This is a genomic window from Pedococcus sp. P2_D9 (assembly GCF_056404275.1).
Map to the genome: position 1 here is coordinate 198,745 of NZ_JBFUEI010000012.1, position 22,075 is coordinate 220,819.

Here is a 22,075-nt window from a genome sequence, read left to right on the forward strand (position 1 = left end):
GAGACCAGGGGCGGTCCCTCGCGGCATCGTGGCGCCATGCCACAGATGCAGACCCCCGCGAAGACGCTCGGGGTGCCACGAGCCGCGGAGGAGCTGCCTGCCATCGAGCTCCGCGGGCTCACCAAGAGCTTCGGCAGCGTGCGCGCCGTCCGGGGGATCGACCTGACGGTGCGACCCGGCGAGATCGTCGCGTTCCTCGGTCCCAACGGGGCAGGCAAGACCACCACCATCGACCTGGTGCTCGGGCTGTCCCGCCCGGACCAGGGGAGCGCGCAGGTCTACGGCATGGAGCCCTCGGCGGCAGTCCGACGTGGGCTGGTCTCGGCCGTGATGCAGACCGGCGGACTCCTCAAGGACCTCACGGTCGAGGAGACCCTGCGGCTCACCGCGAGCCTGTTCAGCAACACGCGACCGGTGGCCGAGGTGCTGGGTCGCGCCGGCATCTCGGACATCGCCGGACGGCGGGTCGTGAAGTGCTCCGGCGGCCAGCAGCAGCGGCTGCGGTTCGCCATGGCGTTGCTGCCGGACCCTGAGCTCCTCGTCCTCGACGAGCCCACGACCGGCATGGACGTCACGGGGCGTCGCGACTTCTGGGGGGCGATCCGTGAGGACGCCGAGCAGGGGCGCACGGTGCTGTTCGCCACGCACTACCTCGAGGAGGCCGATGCCTACGCGGACCGGATCGTCCTGGTCAGCCACGGCCAGGTGGTCGCCGACGGCACGGCGGCGCAGGTCAAGGCACTGGTGTCAGGCAGGACGGTCCGCGCGACGTGGCCAGGCGCGGATGTCGTTGCGCTGCAAGAACTTCCCGGGGTCGAAACCGTGGAGGTGAGGGGTGACTCCATCCTCATCGCGTCCACCGACAGCGATGCCGTCGCCCGTCACCTGCTCGTGTCCACCGACGCTCGCGACCTCGAGATCACCTCGCGCGGGCTGGAGGACGCCTTCATCTCGCTCACCACCGACGAAGGACAGCCATGAGCACCACCACGTCCACCACCGCGTCCGCGGTCCCGCAGCGGGACGTCCCACCTCTCGGCGGTTTCAACAGCACCCTGCTGCGGCTCGAGCTGCGCCGCATGCTCCGCAACCGGAGGACCGTGATCTTCTCGGTTGTGCTCCCCGTCGTCTTCTTCCTCCTGTTCGGGACCGGGAAGGACTACTCGCTGAAGAGCGCCGGGGCGCACGGCAACTGGGCGGCCTCGATCATGATCTCGATGGCGTTGTACGGCGCGATGCTCTCCACGACGGCGGGTGGCGCCATGGTCGCCACGGAACGCAGCCAGGGATGGAGCCGCCAGCTGCGGCTCACCCCGCTCACGCCCGCGGCATACATCGTCGTGAAGGTGCTCGTCGCAATGCTCCTCGGTGCGGTCTCGGTTGCTGTGACGTATGCCGCGGGGGGCTTCACCCAGGCGCAGCTGGACGGCCCCCTGTGGGTCGAGACAGCCCTGATCGCGTGGGTGGGGTCGCTCGTCTTCGCGGCGTTCGGGGTGTTCATGGGCTACCTGCTGCCGAGCGAGAACGTCATGCAGATCCTCGGTCCGGGCCTGGCCCTGTTGGCCTTCCTGGGTGGCTTGTTCACGCCGCTCGACCAGATGGGGTCGACGTTCCAGACGATCGCGAAGCTCACCCCGATGTACGGCCTCAGCGAGCTGGCCCATGCGCCGCTGAAGGGGACAAGTCCTGGGTGGGCGGCGGTCGTCAACGTGGCGCTGTGGCTCGTGGTCTTTGCGGGAGGGGCGGCATGGCGCTTCCGACGCGACACGGCGCGCGTCTGAGCCTGCTGCGGGCGTTGCGCCCATTCACCACCGACCCCGTCTCTGCGAGGCTGGGGCCTGTGAGCGAGCACAGCACCGAGGACGTGGTCCCGGGAACCCCCGGGCGCGTGGGGGCTCCCGAGCCGCGCCCGCAGTTCTTCGCGGGCACGGGCGAGAACACCTGGGGCGAACGAGTCCTCGGCTTCTTCTTCGCCAGCATCTGGCTGGTGTTCCTCTGGGACGCTGTCGGTGCGGCCTGGGAGCAGCGAGAGACCCTGCGCGCCGATGGTGGTCTGGTGGTGCTCGCGCTGTTCGTCGTGCTCTACCTCGTGCACTTCTCCCACCTGCGAGCGGCGGTCTGGGGGACCCGCGGGTCGATCGCCTCGCGTTGGTACGTCACGTCGGTGGGGCTCCTCTACTGGGCCGCCCTGGCGGTCCTGGCTGCCCTCGCCCCCCTCACCATCGGCCAGGAAGGTGCAGCCACGTGGGTGTTCCTCGCGGTGTCGGGGTTGTGGACCTTCCAGGTCCGCATCGGGTTGGCCATCGGTGGGGCGCTGGTGGCGCTCTACGAGTTCCTCACCTTCCACGTCGACGGCTGGCGTCACGACGCGAGCATCAGCATGTCGATGGTGCTCGCCATGGCCGCCGTCACCGGAGGGATGATCGCGTCGCAGCGGCAGCGTGCCCTGGCCGAGGCGCGTGAGGAGAACGCACGCCTGGCCATCCAGGACGAGCGCAACCGGATGGCCCGCGACGTCCACGACATCCTCGGCCACAGCCTCACGGTCATCACGGTCAAGGCCGAGCTGGCCGCGCGGTTGATGGACGTCAGCCCCGAGCGGGCCAAGGTGGAGGTCGGGGACCTCGAGCGGCTCGCCCGGGACGCCCTCGCCGACGTGCGCCAGGCGGTCGCGGGTTTCCGCGAGACGTCGTTGCCGGCCGAGCTGGCCCGTGCCCGGTCCTCGCTGGCATCCGCCGGGATCGAGGCAGACCTGCCCACCGCGGCCGACGCCGTGCCCAGCCACCTGCGCGAGCTGTGCGCCTGGACGCTGCGCGAAGGCGTCACGAACGTCATCCGGCACAGCGGTGCCACCAGCTGTCGAGTGACTCTCGACGAGCGGGGGATCACCGTCGTCGACAACGGTGCCGGCGCCCGGCCGGGCACGCCCGGCACCGGACTGCTCGGACTCAAGGAACGCGCTGAGGGCGCCGGCGCCCGGCTCGTCACGGGGCCCGTCTCACCACACGGCTTCGAGCTGTCGGTCACCTCCTCGCCGCCCCCGCGCTCCGTGGATCCGGACTGGCACGAGAGGGTTCAGGCATGACGATCCGCCTGCTGCTGGCCGACGACCAGGCCATGGTCCGCGGTGCCATCGCCACCCTCCTCGGGCTCGAACCCGACATGGAGGTCGTGGCGGAGGTCGGCAGCGGTGATGCCGTGGTCGCCGCGGCTCGCAGCAGCAAGCCGGACGTTGCGCTGATCGACGTCGAGATGCCGGGGCTGGACGGGATCGCTGCCACCGCGGCACTCCACGAGGCAATGCCCGGCGTGCGGGTGCTGATCGTCACGACGTTCGGCCGCCCCGGCTTCCTGCGTCGCGCGCTGCAGGCCGGCGCCAGTGGCTTCGTCGTCAAGGACACTCCCGCCCGCCAGCTCGCCGAAGCCGTGCGCCGCGTGCACTCGGGGCTGAGGGTGGTCGACCCGGCCCTGGCCGCAGACTCGCTGGCCGGTGGTGAGTCGCCGCTCACGGCGCGCGAGACCGAGGTGCTGATCGCTGCCCGCGAGGGCGGGTCGGTGGCGGACATCGCCCGGCACGTGAGCCTCTCCGAGGGCACCGTGCGCAACCACCTCTCGTCAGCGATCGGCAAGACCATGGCACGCAACCGCGCGGACGCCGTGCGGATCGCCGACGAGTACGGCTGGCTCTGAGCGGTGGTTGTGTAGCGCAGCGGGCTCAGTCGCCCGTCGCGACCGGACGGCTCGGGTCGGTGATCCACTCGCTCCACGACCCTGCGTAGAGAGCCGCCTCGATGCCCACTTCGTGGAGGGCGAGCACGGTGTGCGCGGCGGTGACCCCCGACCCGCAGTAGGCCACCACCGGTCCCGACGTCGGAAGTCCCTTGCGTGAGAACAGCTCTCGCAGGTCGTCGGCACCCAGGAACCGTCCGTCCGGGCCGACGCTGTCGGTCGCGGGGGCGTTGACGGCACCCGGCACCCGACCTGCCACGGGGTCGATCGGCTCGGTCTCGCCACGGAAGCGCTCGGGCGTCCGGACGTCGAGGAGCACGCCGTCCCTGGCTGCCGTGGCTGCTCCGACCGCATCGATCACGGGCATGCCGCCGGCGTGTGCCTCGAACGCGCCCGCGCCGGGTGCGGGCAGCTCCGACGTCACCGGACCACCTGCGGACCGCCAGGCCGCGAGACCGCCGTCGAGAACCCGCACGTCGCGAGCCCCGAAGTGGCGCAGCACCCACCACGCCCGGGCCGCGGCATACGACGGGCCCTGGTCGTAGACGACGATGCGCGAGTCGTTCGCGGCACCGCACCGCTGCGCCGCCGCGGCGACGGCGTGTGCCTGGGGGAGCGGGTGACGACCTCCGCGCCCGGGCGGCCCGGCGAGCTCGGCGTCCAGGTCGACGTGGTGGGCACCCGGGAGGTGCTCGGCGGCATACAGCTCTCGCCCGGGCGGGCCGGCTGCACTGGTGAGGTTCCACTGGACGTCCACGAGGACGACTGCACCCGGATCCCGGGTGAGGTCTGCGAGGAGCTCGGCGGCGCTGATCAGGGCACGCATTCGGCCAGTCAAGCACCAGATGGGACACTGGTGCCGCCATGACCACGACCTCAACGCGCTCCGCCCCGCAGCAGCAGGCGTCGACCGCCGTCCTGCCTCCGCTGCAGATCGGCCGGCACACCATCGAGTCCCCGGTCGTGCTCGCCCCGATGGCCGGCATCACCAACCGGGCATTCCGCAAGCTGTGCCGCGAGTACGGCGACCAGGGGCTCGACCAGGGCGGCGCCAGTGGCGCGACCTCGCTCTACGTCAGCGAGATGATCACCTCGCGCGCCCTTGTCGAGCGGACGCCCGAGTCGATGCGGCTCATCGAGCACGACCCCCAGGAGAACCCGCGGTCGATCCAGCTCTACGGCGTCGACCCAGCCACCGTCGCCGCGGCGGTGCGGATGCTCGTCACCGAGGACCGCGCCGACCACATCGACCTCAACTTCGGCTGCCCCGTCCCCAAGGTGACCCGCAAGGGCGGCGGCGCCGCCCTGCCCTGGAAGCGCGACCTCTTCCAGGCCATCGTCACCGGCGCGGTCCGGGAGGCCAGCCCGTATGCCGTGCCCGTCACCGTGAAGATGCGCAAGGGCATCGACGACGAGCACCTGACCTACCTGGAGGCCGGGCTCATCGCCGAGCGCGCCGGGGTCGCAGCCGTGGCCCTGCACGGTCGCACCGCCTCGCAGGCCTACTCGGGCGAAGCCGACTGGAGCGCCATCGCGCGACTCAAGGAGACCGTGCGGAGCATCCCGGTCCTCGGCAACGGCGACATCTGGTCGGCCGAGGACGCCGTCCGGATGGCCCACGAGACGGGCTGCGACGGCGTGGTCGTCGGGCGCGGCTGCCTGGGTCGTCCCTGGCTGTTCACCGACCTGGCGGCGGCCTTCGCCGGGACGCCGGCTCGTGTCGAGCCCACCCTCGGCGAGGTGACGGCCACCATGCGCCGTCACACCGAGTACCTCATCGACTTCTACGGCGACGAGTACAAGGCCTGTCGAGACATCCGCAAGCACATCGCCTGGTACCTCAAGGGATTCCCGGCAGGTTCCACAGTGCGCCACCAGCTGGCGCTCGTCGACTCGCTGGCCGCGCTGGACCGGCTGATCGCCACGATGGACGCCTCGGCCCCCTGGCCCGGTGATCCTGCCGAGGGGCAGCGCGGGCGCGCTGGATCACCCCGACACGTCGCCCTGCCCGAGGGCTGGCTCGACAGCCAGGAGCTCAGCGAGGCCCATCGCCTGGCGGTGTCCGAGGCCGAGCTGTCCGTCTCCGGCGGCTGAGGGGCTACAGCGGGAGGACGGTCGCGAGACGGCGGATGGCTTCCGGGACCTGCTCGACCGTGACTCGACGGAACCCCATCGCGAGGCCCGGCCTCGGCGGGGTGTCGAGGAACCGTACGGACACCGGCTCGAGCGACACACCGGCCTCCCACGCGGCCGATGCCACCGCCACGTCGTCCACGGTCCGGTCGACGAAGTAGGCGCACAGGTGCAGCCCAGCTGCCGACGGGAGCAGCTCGAGGACACCCGCCGGAAGGCTCTGCAGACCGTTCACGAGGGCGGCGCGGCGCTCGGTGTAGATCCGGGTGACCCGGCGGACGTGCGCGGCGAGCAGACCTTCGGCCATGAACCGCGCGAGGGCGCCCTGGGTGACGGCATCTCCCTGCCAGTCCGTCAGCAGCTTGGCCTGTCGCAGGGTGTGCTGGAGGGACTGGGGTGCGATGAGGTAGCCCACCCGCAGCGACGGCATCAGGGTCTTGGAGAACGACCCGACATAGACGACACGCCCGTCCCGGTCGAGGCTCTGCAGTGGCGCGAGCGGCCTGTCCTCGAACCTGAACTCGGAGTCGTAGTCGTCCTCGACGATCACCGCGTTCCGTCGAGAGGCCCACTCCAACAACGCGATCCGCCGCCGCAGTGACATCACCGCCCCGGTCGGGAACTGGTGGGACGGGGTGACGTAGACCATCCGGGCCGTGCGCGGGAGCTCGTCGACGACGAGACCCTCGGCATCCACGCGCACCCCCTGGACCCGGGCGCCGTGCGAGACGAACAGCCGCGTCGCGGCGGTGTACCCCGGGTCCTCGACGACGACGACGTCACCGGGGTCGAGCACTGACCGCGCGACGACGTCCAGCCCCTGCTGGGCGCCGTTGGTGAGCAGCACGTCCTCCGGGCCGGCGACGACGGAACGGGACAGGCCGGCATACCGTGCGATCTCCCGCCGCAGTGCGGCGTCCCCTTGGCCCTCGTACGCAGAGGCGGCCAGCAGGGAAGGACGGAGGGTGGCCGAGACGAGCCGCCGCCAGACCGCGAGGGGGAACAACGAGGTGTCGGGACCGCCGACGGACAGGTCGAACTCGGCCGCCGGCGAGTCGAGCACCGGGGGAGGCAGGGTCGACCAGACGGCGCGTGGACGCACGTCGCCCACCGGTGCGCTACGGGTGCGGTGCGGTCGGGCCTCCCTGCTCACGAAGGTGCCCGAGCCCACTAGTGTCGCCAGGAAGCCCTCGGCGGTGAGGCGGTCGTAGACCGTGGTGACCGTGCCGCGCGACAGGCCCAGCTCGGCAGCGAGCTCGCGTGTGGGCGGAACCCTCGAACCGGCGACCAGCCGCCCGTCGACAATGGCCTCGAGCAGGTGCTGGTAGAGGGTCGAGGCCCGGTCGCCGACGACCACGCCGTCGAGCGACAGGCCCAGCTGCGGGCGCAGGTGCGGGTTCACTCCGCCAGCCTAGATTGGTCCAATCAGGATGGCCAGAACTGGCTCTTCGCACGGGTCCAATCGACCGGCACGCTGGAGGCATGGCCAAGACCAGCACGACCCCCGACGCCACCCCCGACTCCGCCGCGACCAAGGGCAGGGGCACCCGGCCGTTCGGGCTGTCCGTGCCACAGGGGGCGGCCCTGTCGATCGGCGCGGTGCTCGGCACGGGCGTCATCACGCTTCCGGCCCTCGCTGCGGGCATTGCCGGACCGGCCTCGCTCGTCGCCTGGGCGGCCCTGGTGCTGCTCAGCGTCCCGCTCGCGTCGACCTTCGCCGCGATGGGTGCGCGGTTCCCCGACAGCGGTGGGGTCTCGACCTATGTGCGGGGTGCCTTCGGGCCCAAGGCCTCCGCAGCCGTCGGCTGGTGCTTCTACTTCGCGGTGCCGGTCGGGGCGCCGCCGGCGTCGCTGATGGCAGGTGGCTACGTTTCCGATGCGGTGGGCGGTGGGCGCGCGGTGGCGGTCGCTGTCGCGGCTGGCCTCATCGTCGGCGTCGGGCTGATGAACGCCGCCGGGCTGCGCCTGTCGGGGCGCATCCAGCTGGGCCTCACCGCAGTCCTCGCCACGCTGATGGTGGTCACGATCGCCGCCGCCCTGCCGCATGCGCGAGTGGACCACCTCCAGCCCTTCGCCCCCCACGGCTGGGCCGCCGTGGGGTCGGCAGCTGCACTGCTGGTCTGGGGGTTCGCAGGCTGGGAGGCTGTTGCGTCCCTCGCCGGGGACTACCGGCGCCCGTCCCGCGACGTGCCCAGGGCCACCGCTGTTGCCGTGGTGGTCGTGGGCACTCTCTACCTCGCCCTCGCTGCCACCAGCCTGATGGTGCTCGGGCCTGCCACCGGTTCCAGCGAGGCGCCGCTGTCCGACCTCCTCGCGGCGGGCGTCGGTGGACGGGTGCGCGTCGTCACCGCCGTGGTGGCCGTCCTCCTCACGGTCGGTGCCATGAACGCGTACTACGCCGGCGGGTCCCGGCTGGGGGCCGCGCTGGCCCGCGATGGTGCGCTTCCCGCATACCTCGCCGTGGGCGCCGGCGCCGGTGAGGTGCCACGACGGAGCCTGGCCCTCATCGCGGGGCAGTCGGTGCTCTGGCTGACCGCCGGCGAGGTGCTGCACCTGGGCATGACGCCGTTGATGCTGCTGGCCACCGGCTGCTTCACGCTCGTGTACGTGCTCGGCACGGCAGCGGCGGTGCGCCTGCTCCCGCGGGGCACCAAGGTGTGGTGGACCGCACTGGCCGCACTGACGTCAGTGCTCGGGCTGCTGGTCATGAACGGCTGGCACGTGCTGTGGGCACTCGGCATCGCCGCGGCAGCGGTGGGGTACCAGACCTGGCGCGGGCGTCGGACCGTCGTGGCAGGCTTCGCCCATGACGAGGAAAGGCACGCCCAGCCAGATCGGCACACCGGGCGGGACACCGGAGAGGCCTGCGACGTTCTTCTCGGGGCCTGAGGAGTTCGCGGCCTGGCTGGCGGCCAACCACGACACCGCCACGGAGCTCTGGATGGGCCTGTACAAGAGGCACGTCCCAGACCGCGGGCTCACCTGGGAACAGGCCGTCATCGAGGCGCTGTGCTGGGGTTGGATCGACTCGGTCGCGCAGCGCGTCGACGAGGACACGACGCGGCAGCGCTGGACCCCGCGCAAGCGCACGAGCAACTGGAGCTCGATCAACATCGCCTCGGTCGAGCGGCTCAAGGCGGAGGGGCGGATGCAGCCGCCCGGGTTGGCCGCCTACGAGCGGCGCCGCGACGACCGCTCCAGCATCTACTCCTACGAGAACCGAGGCGACCTCGAGCTGCCGCCGGAGTATGCCGCGCAGCTGGCCGGCGACGCGGCCGCCAGCGCCTTCTGGGAGGTCGCCACGGAGACCTACCGGAAGCACGTCGTGTACTGGGTGCTGACGGCCAAGCAGGCGGCCACCCGCGACAAGCGGATGGTCCAGCTGGTGGAGGACTGCGCGGCCGGCCGGCTGATTCCGAGCCAGCGCTACGGCACCCAGCCGAAGTGGGTGGAGCGAGCCGCCGAGGCCGCGCGGGCCGCCCAGCCGTAGGCTCGCGGCGTGGCATACAGCTCGGTCGACCGTGAGCGCTGGGTGCGGGAGGACCCTGCCACCAAGCGGGCCGACCGCGACGACTTCGCCCGTGACCGGGCCCGGCTCGTTCACTCCGCGTCGCTGCGCAGGCTCTCGGCCAAGACCCAGGTGGTGCAGCCCGGCGACGACGACTTCGTCCGCAACCGGCTCACGCACAGTCTCGAGGTCGCCCAGATCGGCCGCGAGTTCGGCCAGGCGCTGGGGTGCAGTGCCGACGTCGTCGACTCGGCCTGCCTCGCCCACGACCTCGGCCACCCACCCTTCGGTCACAACGGCGAGCGCGCCCTGGATGACGTCGCCCGCGACATCGGGGGCTTCGAGGGCAACGCACAGACGCTGCGCCTGTTGACCCGTCTGGAGCCCAAGCGAGTCCATCCCGACGGCCGTCCTGCAGGTCTCAACCTCACCCGCGCCACCTTGGATGCGGCCACCAAGTACCCCTGGGTGCGTGGCGAGAGCACCACTCCCACAACGAAGTTCGGCGTCTATGCCGATGACGTGCCGGTGTTCGACTGGTTCCGCGATGGCAGGGCCCCTGGGGAGCGCTGCATCGAGGCCGACGTCATGGACTGGTCCGACGACGTCGCCTACTCGGTGCACGACGTGGAGGACGCGATCGCCTCGGGCCGCCTGGACGTGCGACGGCTGCGTGACACGACCGACGTGGACTCGGTGCTGGCCGTGGCCACCGGGCTCTACGCCGCCGACCTGGGCGTCGACGCCCTCGGTGCGGCGCTGGAACGCCTGCTGGCCAGCGGCGCCGTCCCCACGGCATACGACGGCTCGCGGGTGGACCGGGCGGCGCTCAAGGACATGACCTCACGGCTCATCGGGCGGTTCGTCCACGGGGTCGAGGTGGCCACGCGCGAGCGGCACGGCGACGGGCCCCTCACCCGGTATGCCGCCGACCTGGTGGTGCCCGACCAGACCCGTGCGGAGTGCGCCGTCCTGAAGGCCGTGGCCGCCCACTTCGTCATGAACGCCCTGGAGCGGGTCGACGTGCTCACGAGGCAGCGGGAGGTCGTGGCCGACCTCGTGGCGGCCTACCAGCAGGACCCGGTCTCGCGTCTGGACCCCGACCTGCTCGGTGACTGGAAGAACGCCGAGTCCGATGCTGCTGCGCTGCGCGTCGTCGTCGACCAGGTGGCCTCACTCACCGACGTGCGTGCGGAGTACCTGCACCGCGCCTGGAGCTGACCCGAGCCGTCCCCCCCCGGGATGGCGCCGCGACGACCCGTCAGGGTGCCTCGAAGGCCCGCGCCTCGCCGACCACCGAGAGCCCGACGATCGAACCGGTGTGGGGTACGTCCGAGCCGTTGACGCGGGCTGTTACCACCGTGTGGTCGGCCTGCAGCCGCAGCGCCACGAGGGCGTCGTGCCCGAAGTAGGTCGTCGACAGGACCTCGGCGCAGGGGATGCCGGGCGCCATGTCGCGCAGCACGATCTGCTCGGGACGGATGAGCACGTCGACCGTGCCCGCGGGAGCCGGCTGGTGGACAGCGAGCCGCCCGAGCGCGGTGCTGACATCTGTGCCGTCCGCGCTACCGCGAAGGAACACCGCGTCTCCGAGGAAGGCGGCCGCGTGTCTGTCCGCAGGGGTGCCGTAGACCTCAGCAGGTGTCCCGACCTGGGAGAACCGGCCGTCGTGCATGATCGCGACCTGGTCGGCGAAGGACAGCGCCTCGGCCTGGTCGTGGGTGACGAGCACGACCGTGACGTCCTCGTGGGCCAGCGCCTGCGCGACGGCCTCGCGGGTCGAGGACCGCAGCCCGGCATCGAGGGAGGAGAACGGCTCGTCGAGCAGCACGACCGTGGGGCGCCTGGCGAGGGCCCGCRCCAGCGCCACCCGCTGCTGCTGGCCACCCGAGAGCTGGTCGGGGCGGCGGGTCGCCAGGTCGGGGGAGAGGCCCACGAGCTCGAGCAGCTCACCGACGCGCTCGCCCGCCCGCCGAGCGTGTCGGGGGAGTCCGTAGGAGACGTTGGCCCCGACGCTCAGGTGGGGGAACAGGTTGCCCTCCTGGGCGACGTAGCCGATGCCTCGCCTCTCCGGTGCCACCCACACGCCCGGGCCGGCCACCGTCCGGTCGCCGAGCTGAACCACTCCTTCGTCGGCAGGCTGGAACCCGGCCACCACGCGGAGCAGCGTCGTCTTGCCGCAGCCCGAGGCGCCGAGGATCGCTGACGTGGTGCCGGACGGCACGACGAGGTCGAGCCCGTGCAGGACGGGTCGTCCGTCGTACGACGCGGCGACGCCCGAGATGCGCAGCGTGGTCACAGTGCGGGCTCCTCGTCGGGTCGGCGTAGCAGGAGGTAGGTCAGGGGGGCGGACACCAGCACGAGCGCAGCGGCGTAGGGCGCCGCACCCGCGTAGTCGATGCTCTCACTCGCACTCCAGAACGCCGTCGCCAGTGTCTGCGTGCCGGTCGGGGCGAGCAGCAGCGTGGCGGTCAGCTCGGTCGACGTCGCGATGAACACCATGGCGAAGCCGGCCAGCGCCCCGGGCGCCGTGAGGGGCACCAGGACGCGCACGAAGGCCCGGAACGGTCCGTCACCCAGGGCCCGTGCGGCTTCCGTGAGCTCCTCGGGCGCGTGGGCCATGGCCGCCCGGATGCTCACCATGGCGCGGGGGATGAACAGGATGGCGTATGCCGCGACGAGGACGACGCTGGTCTGGTAGACCGGGCGGGCGTAGCGGACCGACAGGGTGACCAGTGCGAGGGCGATCACCACCCCGGGCAGGGACGAGGCCACGTAGGTGGCGCGCTCGACCAGGACGGACAGCCACGTGCGACGCCGGGCGATGAGCCAGGCCACGGGGAAGGCGGCGACCACCGTGACCACGCCCGCGAGGAGGGCCAGGCGCAGCGTGCCCCACAGGGTCGTCACGAGCTCTGCCGGGTCGAAGGCGCTCTCCGTGAGGCCCCCACTCCCGGCGCGGAACCAGTAGACGAGGCTCCCGAGCGGCACCCCGAGGGCCAGCACCGTCAGGGCGCCCATGCCCAGCAGGGCCGGAGCCGTCCACCTGCCGAGCCTCGCGGGGAGGGCTCGACGGGCGGCGCCGCGGCCAAGTCGCGCATGCCGCACCGTGCCGCGCAGCAACAGCTCGACCGTCAGCAGCCCGAGGCACAGGGCGATGAGCACCACGGCGAGCAGGCTGCCGGCACTGTTGCTGAAAGCCACCTGGAACTGTTCGAGGATCGCCGTCGTGAACGTGGGGAACCGCAGCATCGCGAGCACGCCGAACTCGGACAGCAGGTGGAGCGAGACGAGGAGCATGCCGCCGAGGGCGGCGGGCCGCAGCTGGGGCAGGACGGCGCGGAAGAAGGACCGCCAGGGACCCAGACCCAGCGACCGGGCAGAGTCCTCGAGGCTCTGGTCGAGCCCCCGCAACACCGCCGCCACGGGCAGGAAGACGAACGGGAAGTACGACAACGTCGTCACCAGCACGGCCCCACTCAGGCCCTGCAGCTCGGGACGCACCGTCACCCACGCATAGGAGTTCACGAACGCCGGCACGGCCAGTGGGCAGACCATCAGCACCCGCCAGAACCTCGCACCGGGCAGCGAGGTCCGCTCCACCAGCCAGGCGGCAGCGATGCCGATCGCTGTCGTCAGCGAGACCGTGAGCACCACCAGCGACCCGGTGTTGCGCAGCAGCTCACCGACCCGCGGCCGCCACAGGAGGTCCCAGGCCGGTCCCCAGCCGATGTCGAACGCCTTCACGGCCACGACCACGAGCGGCAGTACGCAGACAGCCGCGACGAGCAGGCTGGCCGCGACGACCGCTGCGGGGGTGGGGTTCGACCGACCCCGTCGTGGTGTGTGGAGTGGACTCATCGGGAGTACGGCACCTAGAGGATGCCGGCGGTYGTCATCAGCTCGATGACCTTGGGGCCGTTGAGCTTGAACGGGTCCACCCGCGGCGCCTCGAGGGTGTCAAGGGGCTCCAAGGCCTTGTCGGAGGCCACTCCGGTGCCCACGGCATACTCCTTGGCGTCGCTCGTGGCGAGGATGCCCTGGCCCTCCTTGGACGTCACGAAGGCAAGGAACTTCTGCGCGTTCGCGGCCTGCTTGGTGGACTTGAGCACCGCGCCGCCGGAGATGCTGACGAACGCACCCGGGTCCTGGTGGCGGAAGTAGAGCAGCTTGGTGTTCTTGCTGCCGGCCTTGGTGAGCGCCTGGTCGCGGTACCAGTAGTAGTGGTACATGATCCCCACCGGCACCTGTCCGGCGTTGACGGCCTTCATGACGGCGATGTTGTTCTGGTAGATCTGCGCACCGTCCTTGAGGCCCTTGAGCCAGGCGGCGGTCTTGGCCTCGCCCTGGGTCTCGAGGATCGCCGAGACGATGGCTTGGAAGTCGGCACCCCCGGCGGCCGCGCCCCACTTGCCCTTCCACTTGGGGTCCTGCAGATCCATGATCGACGTCGGCAGCTCGGCCTCGGTGATCTTGCTGGGGTTGTAGACCAGCACCGTGGAGCGGGCGGCGATGCCGACCCACTCGTGCGTCGACGGCGCGTACTCGGCGCCGACCTGGTTGATCGTGGCGTCGTCGACCTTCGCGAGGAGCCCGGCGTTCTGCACCGTCGTCATGGCGGGGGAGTTCTCGGTGAGGAACACGTCGGCGGGGCTCTTGGCGCCCTCCTGGACGATCTGCGCGCCCATCGAGGAGTCCGACCCGTAGCGGATCTGCACCTTGACGCCGGTGTCCTCCTGGAACTTCTTGGCCCACGCCTGGGTGAGGTTCTCGTGCTGGGCGCTGTAGATCGTCAGCTTGTCCGGATCGAGGTTCTTGCCTGCCTCGAGGCTGCCGTCGCCGCCGCAGCCCGCCAGGGCCAGGGTGGCTGTGGTCGCCAGGGCGAGCAGGGCGGTCCGTCGACGGATCACGGTGGTGGTTCTCCTGAACAACATGGGGGACGAGAAGGCAAGGCTTACCTTACCTTTCACGTCGTGGACCGCCCAAGTCCGGGTATGCCGCGTGGCTGGCTGCCGTTCTGGCCGCCTTCTCCGCGGGCCATGGACCCGGCCACGCGGCATACCTGACCTGTGGAGGTGGGCCACGCGGGAGAGGACGCACCGCCTAGACTCGGCCGCGACAAGGAGGGCCAGTGCCGGGTCGGATCAAGGCCGACGACGTCGCGCTCGTGAAGGAGCGCTCGTCGATCGAGGACGTCGTGCGCGAGCACGTGACCCTTCGACCTGCCGGACCGGGCTCGATGAAGGGGCTGTGCCCGTTCCACGACGAGAAGTCCCCGTCGTTCAACGTCCGTCCGACCGTGGGTGCCTGGCACTGCTTCGGCTGCGGCGAGGGCGGCGACGTCATCTCGTTCGTGCAGAAGGTCGAGCACCTGACCTTCACCGAGGCGATCGAGCGGCTCGCGCAGAAGCTCGGCATGGAGCTGCACTACGAGGAAGGCGGCAAGCCGGGCGGCGGGGAGTCCCTCGGACGGCGCTCGCGGCTGGTCGAGGCGCACCGCGTGGCCCAGGAGTTCTACCACCACGCGCTGCTCAACGCCCCCGAGGCCAGGGCCGGCCGCGACTTCCTGCGCGAGCGCGGGTTCGACAGCGAGGCCGCGAAACGGTTCGGCGTCGGGTTCGCCCCACGCGGCGGCGAGGACCTGTCGCGCCACCTGCGGTCCAAGGGTTTCTCCGACGAGGAGCTCGTCCTGGGCGGGTTGTCCGGGCGCGGGAGTCGCGGGCTCTACGACCGGTTCCGAGGGCGGCTGGTCTGGCCGATCCGCGACATCACCGGTGACACGGTGGGGTTCGGCGCGCGGCGGCTCTATGACGACGACCGGATAGCGGCCAAGTACCTCAACACGTCCGAGACCCCGATCTACAAGAAGTCGACCGTGCTCTACGGTCTGGACCTCGCGAAGAAATCCATTGCAGGAGAACGCAAAGCGGTCATCGTCGAGGGTTACACCGACGTCATGGCCTGCCAGCTGGCGGGCATCGAGGGCGCCGTGGCGACGTGTGGCACGGCCTTCGGCGTCGACCACATCAAGATGCTGCGCCGCATCATGCGCGACGAGGTCGACCTCGCGCCGGCCCGGGTCGTGTTCACCTTCGACGGAGATGCGGCGGGGCAGAAGGCCGCGATGCGTTCGTTCGCCGAGGACCAGCGCTGGGCGTCCCAGTCGTTCGTCGCGGTGGCCGACGGGGGCATGGACCCCTGCGAGCTGCGGATCGCCAAGGGTGATGATGCCGTGCGCCACCTCATCGACGACGCGGTGCCGATGTTCGAGTTCGCGGTGCGCACCACGATCGACCGGTTCGACATGGTGACGGCCGAGGGGCGGGTGCAGGCCATGCGCGCGGCCGCGCCGATCGTCAACTCGATCCGCGACAGCTCGATGCGTCCCGAGTACATCCGTACGGTCGCGGGCTGGATCGGGGTCGAGGTCGAGCAGGTGCAGGCCGAGGTCTCCCGCGCCCAGCGGATGGCTGCGCGGGACGCCAAGGAGGCTGCTGACGCGCCCGCCGGCCGCGAGCGACGTCCCGACGCCGACACCGTGCCTGAGCCCTCGATCGAGGAGGCCCGGGCGGCCCTGCCGACGCCGGACCTGCGTGACCCGATCGTCTTCGCCGAGCGCCAGCTGCTCCAGACGATGCTGCAGTACCCCGACAGCTTCACCACCGACGACGTCGACAAGGTGTCGGCCGACGCGTTCACCGCCCCGGCTCACCGAGCGGTCTTCGACGGGGTGCGCGGTGCGGGTGGGCCACAGCGCGGGCTCTCGGTGCAGGCGTGGGCCAACCGGGTCATCGAGGCCGCGCCCCTGGCGGTTCACGGCCTCGTCGCCGAGCTCGCCGTCGCGCCCTTGCCCACCCGCATGGACAGGGCGACCGGCCTGCCGGAGCGTCGCTACATCGACGCCCTCCTCACCCGCGTCCAGGAGGTCTCGCTGACCCGCCGGATCGCCGACGCGATGTCGGCGATGCGGCGGATGGCCACCGACTCGCACTCCGACCCCGCCGCCGCGCGCACCCTCAGCAGCGAGCTCCAGGACCTCCAGCGCGAGCTCGCCACCCTGCGCGACAGGGCCTCCTGATGGCGCTCTCGCTGAGACGCCCCGAAAAGCTGCCCGCCCCGGTCCGCGAGGCGGTCGGGCTGTCCGGGGGCGAACGCGTGCTCAGCTGGGGTCGGGAGGTGGCAAGCGGCATCACCGTGGTGGCCACCAACCATGCCCTGTATGCCGTGGACGCAGCGGGCGCGCGCACGCTCGCCCGCCCGTGGCACGAGGTGGACGGCGGCACTTGGTCGCCCGAGCTCACCCAGCTGACTGTGACCTGGGTGGATGGTTCGAAGCCGTCGCAGTGGGTCCTGGGAGCCACCAGCCTGCTCCCTGAGACGCTGCGCGAACGCGTCCAGGCGAGCGTCGTCCTGGCCCAGCGGATCGAGCTCGGCCCGCAGCGGTGGGCCAAGGCGGTCCTGCGTCAGGACCTGGCCACGGGCGACCTCGTCGAGCAGGTGGTGCTGGGCCGCGGGGTGCGCGCCGACGACGCCGAGATGACTGCCCGCACCGAGGCTGCACTGGCCTACCTGCGCGAGCAAGTCGGACGCTGACAGCACGGCCCGGCCGTTTTCAGAACTGCGCGCATCCTTTGCTATGGTTGCGCAGCGCCGAACGCGGGGGACCGCAGACGGACATTCCCCTGTAGCTCAATTGGCAGAGCAGCCGACTGTTAATCGGCAGGTTGTTGGTTCGAGTCCAACCGGGGGAGCCCGCCACACCACGAGGCCCCAGACCATCAGGTCCGGGGCCTTCGTCGTGCACTCTTGAGTCAGGCTGGTCGCGCGTGGTCAGGTGGCAGCGCCCTGGCCGGCGTCAGCCGGCGCGGGGACGGCTGTCGCCTCGTGGAGGGTCGTGCGGCCACGCTTGGACAGGCGCTTCTCGATGCGGCCCGCCACCACCGTCAGCGCGTAGTTGATGAGGATGAACAGCACCGCCGCCACGAGGTAGGCCTGCAGCACGTTGGCGAAGGCCGAACCCAGGGTCTTGGACCAGTTGAGCAGCTCGAGGTAGGTGATCGCGTAGCCCAGCGCCGAGTCCTTGAGGATTACGACGAACTGGCCGATCAGGGCGGGCAGCATGGCGGTGAGCGCCTGCGGTAGCTGGATCGACCGGAGGGTCTGCGACGCGGTCAGCCCGATCGACAGACCCGCCTCCGACTGGCCCTTCGGCAGCGAGAAGACACCAGAACGAACCAGCTCGGCAATAACCGACCCGTTGTAGAGCGTCAGGCCCGTGACGACACCCGCCAGGGGAGCCGTCTCTGGCGGGAACAGCCCGCTCCGGGAGTAGAGCCCGTAGCTAGCGATCATCATGATCAGGACGGGGACAGCGCGGAAGAACTCGACGACGATGCTGCTGACCCAGCGGACGGGGGCGATCTGCGACAGCCGGCCGATCCCGAAGAGGAGCCCGAAGGCGCCGGCGAGCAGGATCGAGATGAAGGCCGCCTTGAAGGTGCCCCAGAGCCCCTTCAGCAGGTAGTCGCGCCACACCGAGCGGTCTGTCAGGAACGGCTTCCACTGCTCGGCCTCGAGCTGACCCGCGTCCTTGAGCTTGCGGACGACGAGGAAGGCGATCGCGATGACGAGCAGGACGCCGAACACCGAGAGGATGGCGTGGCGTCTGCGGGCCCGGGGACCCGGCGCGTCGAACAGGACGTTGGCGCTCATCGCTTCACCGCCAGCCGACGGGACATCGTCGTGAAGAGCAGGCCGAGGGGGAGGGTCAGGATGACGAACCCGATGGCGAAGATGAGGAACACGATGAGGCCACCGGTCTCGTTCTCGATGATGACCGCCATCAGGTTGGCCGCCTCGGCGACCCCGACGACGGCGGCCACGGTGGTGTTCTTGATGAGGGCGATGAGGGTGGACCCCAAAGGAGCGATTGATCCGCGGAAGGCCTGTGGCAGCAACACTTCTCGCATGCTCTGGCCGAATGTCAGGCCGATGGCGCGGGCAGCCTCGGCCTGGCCTGCGGGGATGGTGTTGACGCCCGACCGCAGCGCTTCGCACACGAAGGACGCGTGGTAGATCGAGAGCATCACGATGGCCCAACGACTCGCGTTGCCGGCGATCGACGACGGGTCGAGGTTGAGCCCCAGGATGTAGGTCAGGCCCAGGACGCTGAGGACCACGAGCAGCGTCAGTGGTGTGTTGCGGAAGATGTTCACGTACCCCGTGCCAAGCAGTCGCAGGACGCGCACGGGAGACAACCGCATGATGCCGACGATGGTGCCGAGCACGAGTGACCCGATCGCCGAGAAGAAGGCGAGATAGACCGTCATGCCGAAGGCGCCGAGAACGTCGTACTTGCTCAGGATGTCACCCATGCAGGAAACCTTCCGTTGCTGTGGGGGTGCAGTCCGAACGCTTCGGTATGCCGCCCGCTCGGGCGAGCGGGCGGCATACCGACAGCGGTGTGGAACCGGTCAGGAGCAGGCGTCCTGCTTGGGCGGGTTGGTGGCCGCGTCGACCTTGAACCCGGCCGGGCCGAGGTTCTTGTCGACGGCTGCCTGCCACGCGTTGGAGCTGATCATCTTGCCGATGGCCGTGTTGATCTTCTCGCAGGTGGCCTTGTCACCCTTCTTGAGGCCGATGCCGTAGCGCTCCTCGGAGAAGGTCTTGCCGACGACCTTGAGCTTGCCCTTGTACTGCGCCTGGGAGGCGTAGCCGGCCAAGATCGTGTTGTCGGTCGTGAGGGCGTCGACCCCCTTGGACACCAGGGCGGTGACGCACTCGGAGTACGTCCCGAACTCCTGGAGCTGGACGCCGGGGTACTTGTCCTTCACCTTCTGGGCGGACGTCGACCCGGTCACCGAGCAGAGCTTCTTGCCGGTGAGTGCTTCCGGTCCGGTGATGGAGGAGTCGTCGGCGCGGACGAGGAGGTCCTGACCGGCGATGAAGTACGGGCCGGCGAAGGAGATCTTCTCCTTGCGCGCGTCGGTGATCGAGTAGGTCGCGACCACCATGTCCACCTGGCCGGTGGAGATCAGCGTCTCGCGCTGGGCCGAAGGTGCCTGGACGAACTGGATGTCGGCCGCGTCGTGGCCGAGCTCCTTGGCGACGTAGGTCGCGACGTCGACGTCGAGGCCGGTGTACTTCGAGCCCTCCTTGAGCCCCAGGCCGGGCTGGTCGAACTTGATGCCGACCTTGAACTTGCTGCCGCCACCACCGCCGCCCGAGCCGGTGTCCTTGGCGCTGTCGCCGCAGGCGGTCAGGCCGAGCGCGAGGACCGATGCGGCGGTCACTGCGCCAATCCGACGAATCTTCATTCCGTTTCCTCCTGATGTGTTGCCGCTGCGCTGGTGCGCCCCGGTGTGCAGTGCAGTGCGGGTCTGGATTGTCAGTGGGTCCTTGTTGTYAGTGGGCCACGATGGTCAGTGCGTCAGGATCTTGCCCAGGAAGTCCTTGGCGCGATCCGACTTGGGCGTGGTGAAGAAGCCCTCTGGGGTGTTCTCCTCGACGATCTGCCCGTCGGCCATGAAGACCACCCGGTTGGCTGCCTTGCGGGCGAAGCCCATCTCGTGGGTGACGACGACCATGGTCATCCCGTCCTTGGCCAGGGCCACCATGACGTCGAGGACCTCGGTGATCATCTCGGGATCCAGGGCCGAGGTGGGCTCGTCGAAGAGCATCACCTTGGGGTCCATGGCGAGCGAGCGGGCGATGGCCACGCGCTGCTGCTGGCCGCCGGAGAGCTGGGCGGGGAACTTCTGAGCCTGGTGCGCGACGCCGACGCGTTCGAGCAGCTCCATGGCGCGTTTCTCGGCCTCGGCCTTGGGGACCTTGCGAGCCTTGATCGGACCGAGGGTCACGTTGTCGAGGATCGTCTTGTGCGCGAAGAGGTTGAACGACTGGAACACCATCCCGACGTCGGCACGCAGCTTGGCCAGCTCCTTGCCCTCCTCGGGCAGGGGAACACCGTCGATGGTGATCGAACCGGTCTCGAAGGTCTCGAGCCGGTTGATGGTGCGGCACAGCGTCGACTTGCCCGACCCCGAGGGGCCGATCACGACGACGACCTCGCCCTTGCCGATGGACAGGTTGATGTCCTGGAGGACGTGCAGCTCGCCGAAGTGCTTGTTGACGCCCTTGAGAACGACCAGTGGCTCCGTCATGTCCGGCAACCTACCGGTTTGTCGCGATCAACGGATCCCTCAGGCAGCCACTGTCATGCAATAGCAACCCGACGTGAACTGGCCCTCAGGCGGGAAATGCTGGCGGGTAGCGGCCGGTTGCGCGACGGTAGTCGCGCAGGGTGATGCCGAGGAACGTTGCGGCATAAGCCACGAGGCAGGTGCCGCCGACCACGGCGGTGACGAAGCCGCTCGCTCCGAAGGCGTCGGAGACCAGGGCTCCGAACACCCCGGCCACGATGGCGTTGACGGCGACCATGAACAGACCCGTGCTGCCGAGGAAGTGGCTGCGCCCGCGAATGCGCGTCATCCCATACGTCCGCCGGACCCCGGCCAGATCGTCGCTGGTCCCGGTGACGAGGTAGGGCGCGATCCCCGGGTCCAGGTCGACGTAGGCGGCGCGCAGCCGGTTCATGCCGATGACCATGGACTCGTCGTCGGTCATGACGTTCGCGACCCGGATGCCGGTGAGGGTCCCGAGGACGAGCATGGCGGCGCTGAGGCCCACAGCCAGGACGCTGAAGGCATGTCCGAAGCCGGTCACCTGCACGGTGAGGCCGACCACGACGAGCGAGGCCGACTCGATGGTGAGCAGGATCGAGATCCGTGACATGACCTCCGACCAGGTCATGCTCCGCGTGGCGAGCAGGCTCCAGTGCTCGGTCGCGAGGATCTGCGCGCGAACGGCCTGTGGGACGTCGGTGCCCTCAGCCACGAGACCACGGTAGGGAGGGGGCGGCAGCCAGTCCTCCCGCACCTGCATGACCGCCTCGGGTCTGGACGGACAGTCACCGGCGGCGCACGCTTTTCCCATGAGGTTTCTCGACCTGCTCGCCTGGGTTGCGCTCGTGGTCGCGGTCACCGGGTACGTCGTCGGGCTGCGGTACAGCCGGCACACCGACGAGGCAGAACGGGGCCTGGTGGCGTGGATGGTCCTCGCGTGGGTGGCGGTCGCCTGGCTGGTCGGCAGCGAGCTGACGTAGCCACCTCGCCGGTGTGACGGAAATCGAGGCCCGGAAACCCAAGTCGGGCCGTTCGTCATGGGGTCCGCCTCATCCGTTCGGTGAGACCTCCCGTCGGCGCGCTCGATGTGGCGCGCAAAGGCGGAACGGGTTTGTAGCCTTTCCGCATGAGTGAGCCGAGTCCCCCCGTCAGCGACGCCAGGACACTGTCCGCCGAGGAGCGTGCCGACCTGGTGCGCTTGCTCCGCCACGGTGCCTGGCGTCCGTTCGGCGGCCCGCAGGGTGAGTAGGCCCGTTGCACGCGACCAGGACAACCGGGAGCGTCAAGGATCAGCCGAAACAACTGTCAAGCATCAGCCGAAGTCATTTCGACACTGGTGGGGCTGTAGGCATTCGGCTGATGGTTGACGGTTTTACGTCGGTTGATCCTTGACACTCCTTACGTCAGTTTGTCCTGCGGGTCTTGGTCAGTGCACCTCCCAAGGGTCGTTTGTTGCGGACGGGGCCGGTGCTGTCGCGTCGCACGGTGCGCAGCAGCTCGTTGCCGATCCAGAACTGGAGGG

The 22,075-nt window shown here is 70.2% G+C and carries 22 protein-coding genes and 1 tRNA gene; 13 read left to right on the forward strand and 10 right to left on the reverse strand.

The window, feature by feature from the left end:
• The first annotated feature begins 45 nt into the window (after positions 1-45).
• The 4 genes from AC1DXJ_RS17740 to AC1DXJ_RS17755 are packed head-to-tail and all read left to right on the forward strand — an operon-like array spanning position 46 to position 3,690.
• Positions 46-981, forward strand: a complete 936-nt coding sequence (locus tag AC1DXJ_RS17740) for an ABC transporter ATP-binding protein (protein ID WP_477613407.1) — start codon at positions 46-48, stop codon at positions 979-981.
• Positions 978-1,781: an ABC transporter permease gene (locus tag AC1DXJ_RS17745; protein ID WP_477612577.1), complete on the forward strand. Its 804-nt coding sequence runs from the start codon at positions 978-980 to the stop codon at positions 1,779-1,781. The genes AC1DXJ_RS17740 and AC1DXJ_RS17745 overlap by 4 nt, the downstream gene beginning before the upstream one ends.
• A gap of 59 nt (positions 1,782-1,840) precedes the next feature.
• A complete protein-coding gene (locus AC1DXJ_RS17750) occupies positions 1,841-3,085 on the forward strand; it encodes a sensor histidine kinase (protein WP_477612578.1) in 1,245 nt (414 codons plus the stop codon).
• Positions 3,082-3,690: a response regulator transcription factor gene (locus tag AC1DXJ_RS17755; RefSeq protein ID WP_477612579.1), complete on the forward strand. Its 609-nt coding sequence runs from the start codon at positions 3,082-3,084 to the stop codon at positions 3,688-3,690. The genes AC1DXJ_RS17750 and AC1DXJ_RS17755 overlap by 4 nt, the downstream gene beginning before the upstream one ends.
• 25 nt (positions 3,691-3,715) lie before the next feature.
• Here AC1DXJ_RS17755 and AC1DXJ_RS17760 read toward each other — a convergent pair whose 3' ends face one another.
• The gene (locus AC1DXJ_RS17760; protein WP_477612580.1) at positions 3,716-4,555 is read right to left on the reverse strand and encodes a sulfurtransferase; all 840 of its coding nucleotides are present in this window, start codon (positions 4,553-4,555) and stop codon (positions 3,716-3,718) included.
• Positions 4,556-4,593: 38 nt separating this feature from the next.
• Between AC1DXJ_RS17760 and dusB the strand changes: the two genes are divergently transcribed.
• Entirely contained in the window at positions 4,594-5,823 is a 1,230-nt protein-coding gene (gene dusB, locus AC1DXJ_RS17765) for a tRNA dihydrouridine synthase DusB (RefSeq protein ID WP_477612581.1), read from the forward strand.
• Between the two features lie 4 nt (positions 5,824-5,827).
• On the opposite strand, the gene pdxR is transcribed toward dusB, so the two are convergent.
• A complete protein-coding gene (gene pdxR, locus AC1DXJ_RS17770) occupies positions 5,828-7,264 on the reverse strand; it encodes a MocR-like pyridoxine biosynthesis transcription factor PdxR (protein WP_477637559.1) in 1,437 nt (478 codons plus the stop codon).
• A gap of 80 nt (positions 7,265-7,344) precedes the next feature.
• On the opposite strand from pdxR, the gene AC1DXJ_RS17775 reads away from it, so the two are divergent.
• Genes AC1DXJ_RS17775 through AC1DXJ_RS17785 form a run of 3 tightly spaced genes read left to right on the forward strand, consistent with a single transcriptional unit; the run spans position 7,345 to position 10,591 of the window.
• The gene (locus tag AC1DXJ_RS17775; protein WP_477612583.1) at positions 7,345-8,751 is read left to right on the forward strand and encodes an APC family permease; all 1,407 of its coding nucleotides are present in this window, start codon (positions 7,345-7,347) and stop codon (positions 8,749-8,751) included.
• Positions 8,669-9,352 carry a YdeI/OmpD-associated family protein gene (locus AC1DXJ_RS17780; protein WP_477612584.1) on the forward strand — a complete coding sequence of 228 codons (684 nt, stop codon included), beginning with the start codon at positions 8,669-8,671 and terminating at the stop codon, positions 9,350-9,352. The genes AC1DXJ_RS17775 and AC1DXJ_RS17780 overlap by 83 nt, the downstream gene beginning before the upstream one ends.
• Before the next feature lie 9 nt (positions 9,353-9,361).
• On the forward strand, positions 9,362-10,591 hold the full coding sequence (locus AC1DXJ_RS17785; RefSeq protein ID WP_477637560.1) for a deoxyguanosinetriphosphate triphosphohydrolase: 1,230 nt from the start codon (positions 9,362-9,364) through the stop codon (positions 10,589-10,591).
• A gap of 40 nt (positions 10,592-10,631) precedes the next feature.
• Here the strand turns inward: AC1DXJ_RS17785 and AC1DXJ_RS17790 are convergent, their stop codons facing one another.
• The 3 genes from AC1DXJ_RS17790 to AC1DXJ_RS17800 are packed head-to-tail and all read right to left on the reverse strand — an operon-like array spanning position 10,632 to position 14,304.
• Positions 10,632-11,669, reverse strand: a complete 1,038-nt coding sequence (locus AC1DXJ_RS17790) for an ABC transporter ATP-binding protein (protein ID WP_477637561.1) — start codon at positions 11,667-11,669, stop codon at positions 10,632-10,634.
• Positions 11,666-13,231 carry an ABC transporter permease gene (locus AC1DXJ_RS17795; RefSeq protein WP_477612587.1) on the reverse strand — a complete coding sequence of 522 codons (1,566 nt, stop codon included), beginning with the start codon at positions 13,229-13,231 and terminating at the stop codon, positions 11,666-11,668. The genes AC1DXJ_RS17790 and AC1DXJ_RS17795 overlap by 4 nt, the downstream gene beginning before the upstream one ends.
• 14 nt (positions 13,232-13,245) lie before the next feature.
• The gene (locus tag AC1DXJ_RS17800; protein WP_477637562.1) at positions 13,246-14,304 is read right to left on the reverse strand and encodes an iron ABC transporter substrate-binding protein; all 1,059 of its coding nucleotides are present in this window, start codon (positions 14,302-14,304) and stop codon (positions 13,246-13,248) included.
• Positions 14,305-14,501: 197 nt separating this feature from the next.
• Between AC1DXJ_RS17800 and dnaG the strand changes: the two genes are divergently transcribed.
• From dnaG to AC1DXJ_RS17815, 3 genes are all read left to right on the forward strand, one after another.
• On the forward strand, positions 14,502-16,448 hold the full coding sequence (gene dnaG, locus AC1DXJ_RS17805; protein ID WP_477637563.1) for a DNA primase: 1,947 nt from the start codon (positions 14,502-14,504) through the stop codon (positions 16,446-16,448).
• Complete coding sequence (locus AC1DXJ_RS17810) at positions 16,448-16,963, forward strand: hypothetical protein (protein WP_477637564.1); 516 nt, start codon at positions 16,448-16,450, stop codon at positions 16,961-16,963. Before dnaG ends, AC1DXJ_RS17810 begins: the two co-directional genes overlap by 1 nt.
• 85 nt (positions 16,964-17,048) lie before the next feature.
• A tRNA-Asn gene (locus tag AC1DXJ_RS17815) sits at positions 17,049-17,121 on the forward strand.
• A gap of 79 nt (positions 17,122-17,200) precedes the next feature.
• On the opposite strand, the gene AC1DXJ_RS17820 is transcribed toward AC1DXJ_RS17815, so the two are convergent.
• The 5 genes from AC1DXJ_RS17820 to AC1DXJ_RS17840 all read right to left on the reverse strand — a co-directional run bounded on the left by AC1DXJ_RS17820 (position 17,201) and on the right by AC1DXJ_RS17840 (position 21,265).
• Entirely contained in the window at positions 17,201-18,082 is an 882-nt protein-coding gene (locus AC1DXJ_RS17820) for an amino acid ABC transporter permease (protein WP_477637565.1), read from the reverse strand.
• Entirely contained in the window at positions 18,079-18,744 is a 666-nt protein-coding gene (locus tag AC1DXJ_RS17825; RefSeq protein WP_477637566.1) for an amino acid ABC transporter permease, read from the reverse strand. Before AC1DXJ_RS17825 ends, AC1DXJ_RS17820 begins: the two co-directional genes overlap by 4 nt.
• Positions 18,745-18,843: 99 nt before the next feature.
• Positions 18,844-19,686, reverse strand: a complete 843-nt coding sequence (locus tag AC1DXJ_RS17830) for a glutamate ABC transporter substrate-binding protein (RefSeq protein ID WP_477631979.1) — start codon at positions 19,684-19,686, stop codon at positions 18,844-18,846.
• Positions 19,687-19,791: 105 nt separating this feature from the next.
• Positions 19,792-20,532, reverse strand: coding sequence for an amino acid ABC transporter ATP-binding protein (locus tag AC1DXJ_RS17835; RefSeq protein WP_477612594.1), 741 nt, complete (start codon positions 20,530-20,532; stop codon positions 19,792-19,794).
• 85 nt (positions 20,533-20,617) lie between these two features.
• A complete protein-coding gene (locus AC1DXJ_RS17840; RefSeq protein ID WP_477637567.1) occupies positions 20,618-21,265 on the reverse strand; it encodes a hypothetical protein in 648 nt (215 codons plus the stop codon).
• A 97-nt stretch (positions 21,266-21,362) separates the two neighbouring features.
• Between AC1DXJ_RS17840 and AC1DXJ_RS17845 the strand changes: the two genes are divergently transcribed.
• Both AC1DXJ_RS17845 and AC1DXJ_RS17850 read left to right on the forward strand, forming a co-directional pair.
• Positions 21,363-21,533: a hypothetical protein gene (locus AC1DXJ_RS17845; RefSeq protein WP_477631981.1), complete on the forward strand. Its 171-nt coding sequence runs from the start codon at positions 21,363-21,365 to the stop codon at positions 21,531-21,533.
• A 146-nt stretch (positions 21,534-21,679) separates the two neighbouring features.
• A complete protein-coding gene (locus AC1DXJ_RS17850) occupies positions 21,680-21,802 on the forward strand; it encodes a hypothetical protein (protein ID WP_477631982.1) in 123 nt (40 codons plus the stop codon).
• Positions 21,803-22,075 lie beyond the last annotated feature (273 nt).